This is a genomic window from Deltaproteobacteria bacterium (assembly GCA_016210005.1).
Lineage (GTDB): Bacteria > Desulfobacterota > Binatia > HRBIN30 > JACQVA1 > JACQVA1.
On record JACQVA010000037.1, the window covers coordinates 1 to 2,584 of the forward strand.

Below are 2,584 nucleotides of genomic sequence, written 5' to 3' on the forward strand. Positions count from 1 at the left end.
CAAGGCTCTCTGGATCGGGCTGCCACGCATGGACGACATCGCCGAGTTCTTCAAAGTCTTTGCCAAGCTTGCTGAAGGACCCTAACATCTCACGTCACCGTGTCCAGCGAACACTTCTCGGGCAGGATCAGGGCTGGTCAACCCAAACTTCTCCTCGGCGGGAAACCGTGCCGAGAGCCGATAGACCATCTCGACCAGCTCGATTGATCTCTTCCACACTTCCAAGTCCCGATAACTTTTTAACTTGCTCATAGTCCGCAACCATCCTCCCATTTCTGGCCACCAGCCACCGGCCACTGGTCACCGTAATATCGGGCTCGCCGAAGATGACGAACAGGTTGCCCTTGCCGGTGTTCTTCAACTCCTCGGACATGTGGAGGTCGGCGTTCATTCGGGCGCGCAAGATGGGGACTTCGGGCTGCGGGCTGAGCCCGCGCTGAGAGCGCCCCGCGCTGCGTCGGGCACGACATTGCCGGTGACCGGGGCTGAGATCCTTCGCCGCTTCGGCGGCTTCTGAAAGTCCGAAGTCAAGACCCCGAACCCGCTGGCCCGACCTCTTGCGAGATCATCGGCGCGGGAGGGGATATCGTTTTCAAGCAACCGAGGAACGTCACCATCCCCCACGTCTTCTGCACGGTGCCGACGGTCGAGGGGCCGGGAGGAGTGGTGCGACGCCTGCACGAAGCGCTCGCCGCTTGAGAGATCGCCGCCGACACTATTGGCCGGCCGCCACCGATAGCAAGCCGTGGCGCACCATGTGCTCGTGGACGAGCGTCGCGACCACGTGATCTCCCTCCTCGTTGTGATGGCCCTGGCGTTGAGCCAAGAGATCCTCGTAGGGCCGGGCGCCGAGGTAGCGCGCGATGCCGGGGGTGAGATCGAGAGAGTCGATGCCGTCGCGCGCCAGCGCGTAGGTCAGGTGCTGCGTCAGCGATCGGCCCGTCTTCCGCTCATAATCGTATGAGCTCGGCGCGGGAAACACGACGACGAGACAGCGCTTGCCGCGCGTCCGGCAGAGGTCGGCGAACTTCCGCATGATGCCGCGTGTGACCTCGAGCCCTTGCGAGGAATGGCCGGGGGTGAGGAAATCGCTCCAGTTCGGTCGCCCGCGCATGCGCGCCAGCACACGCTCGCTCGTCGCCAACCTCAACAAAACCAGCGTGAACGGAAAGCGGACGACGGCCGGGCCGAGACGGCTACCAGGCAAAAAGGTCTCATGCTTCAGAAACCGCTCCGGAGCGACGGCGAACGTCGGAAAGTCCACAGCCTCGACGCGCGGCAGCTGGATCAGCTGGAGACGGTCGCCGTCGACCACGAACCGTGGCTTGAAGCCGGTTGGCGTGTTGATGAACTCGAACTGGACGTACTGGCTGACGTTGCGGAGCACGTCGCGGACGAAGAATCCGAGGATCGTCACCGGCGCCTGATCGGTCTCGTTGGACTCGAAGCGGAGATACGCCTGGTCGGTCCCGTACCCTCCGACGCCGAAATTCGCGACGCGACAACCGAGCTGCTGGGACAAGACGTTGCTCCATGCGTGAGCGTCGTCCACGTCGGGGCTGTAGGTGAACGAGTTGCCATAGAGTGACACGCATTCCTCGCCCACATGGGGGAAGGCCGGTATGGGGCGGGATCCGGCGGCGTCGTATCGCTGGCCGCCGAGGTCACGCGGCGCCGGCCAGCCGAGCCGCGGGTCACGCACCGTGAGATATTCGGCATAACGTTCGGCGCCAATGACCGGCGGCCAATAGAAGAGAGACCTGGCGTCCCCGCGGCTCAGGGTCCGTACGGCCAGGTACGCGCTCGCCTCGAGCACCGTCGCGGCGAGCAGTAGGGAGAGCAGCGTTCCGAGCACTTTTGCGCGGCGGCCTTTGTCCTTCCAGGTACCAACGAATGAGCTCTCAGACCTGTTCATATATAGCTCTCACGCGTGACGAACAGGCCTATCTTCTTGAAGCCGCGCTCGTATGCCTCTCGGATGGTATCCGCGTGCCAGTACGCGAGGTTCCCTCTTGTTGTAACGAACGTACCGAACCGCGAGAAGGTGTAGAGTCCTTCCTTCCTGAAGGCGGCGGTTCGGTCAGCCTAGCTGAAATTGCGTGACGTTTTGGTATGGTAGGGTCCCGGTTTCCGTAACCTTTGCGCATTTCGCCTTTCCTTCGCCTTGCCGGCCCGGCTGCTACTGCCCACATACGCCGGATTCCTCAACGCCGTCAAGCCGTTGCGCCAGCCAGTCCCGTAACCTCCCCCGCAAAGTCGCCGCCCGGACAAGGTCTGAAAAAGGCAGGCAACCGCAAAGTTTCTTCGCATTTCGCCCCGGATTTCTTACCGCGGAGGACTTAGGGACGCAGAGCGGACGCAAAATCCAAAATCCCCTTGCCTGCTCCCTCTGCGGGTGTCGCGGAAGGCTTTGACCTGCTCTGGCTCACGGGTGATGTGGTCGACGTTGCCGTCCTTGACGTCGCGGCTGGTGGTGCTCCACTGGAAGTTGCTGTTGAATTTGATGCCATAGGGCGGGTCGAGGTAGATGCACTGCACTTTGCCGCGCAGGCCCTCGCGTTCGACGAGGCTGGCCATCGCCTGC

2 protein-coding genes and 1 pseudogene are annotated in these 2,584 nt (G+C 62.7%); all 3 read right to left on the reverse strand.

Annotation, left to right across the window (positions count from 1 at the left end):
- Window positions 1-81 precede the first annotated feature (81 nt).
- Window positions 82-252, reverse strand: coding sequence for a four helix bundle protein (locus HY699_04840; protein MBI4515128.1), 171 nt, complete (start codon window positions 250-252; stop codon window positions 82-84).
- A gap of 463 nt (window positions 253-715) precedes the next feature.
- Window positions 716-1,816, reverse strand: coding sequence for a hypothetical protein (locus HY699_04845; protein ID MBI4515129.1), 1,101 nt, complete (start codon window positions 1,814-1,816; stop codon window positions 716-718).
- 578 nt (window positions 1,817-2,394) lie between these two features.
- Window positions 2,395-2,584 (reverse strand): annotated as a pseudogene (locus tag HY699_04850) (hypothetical protein).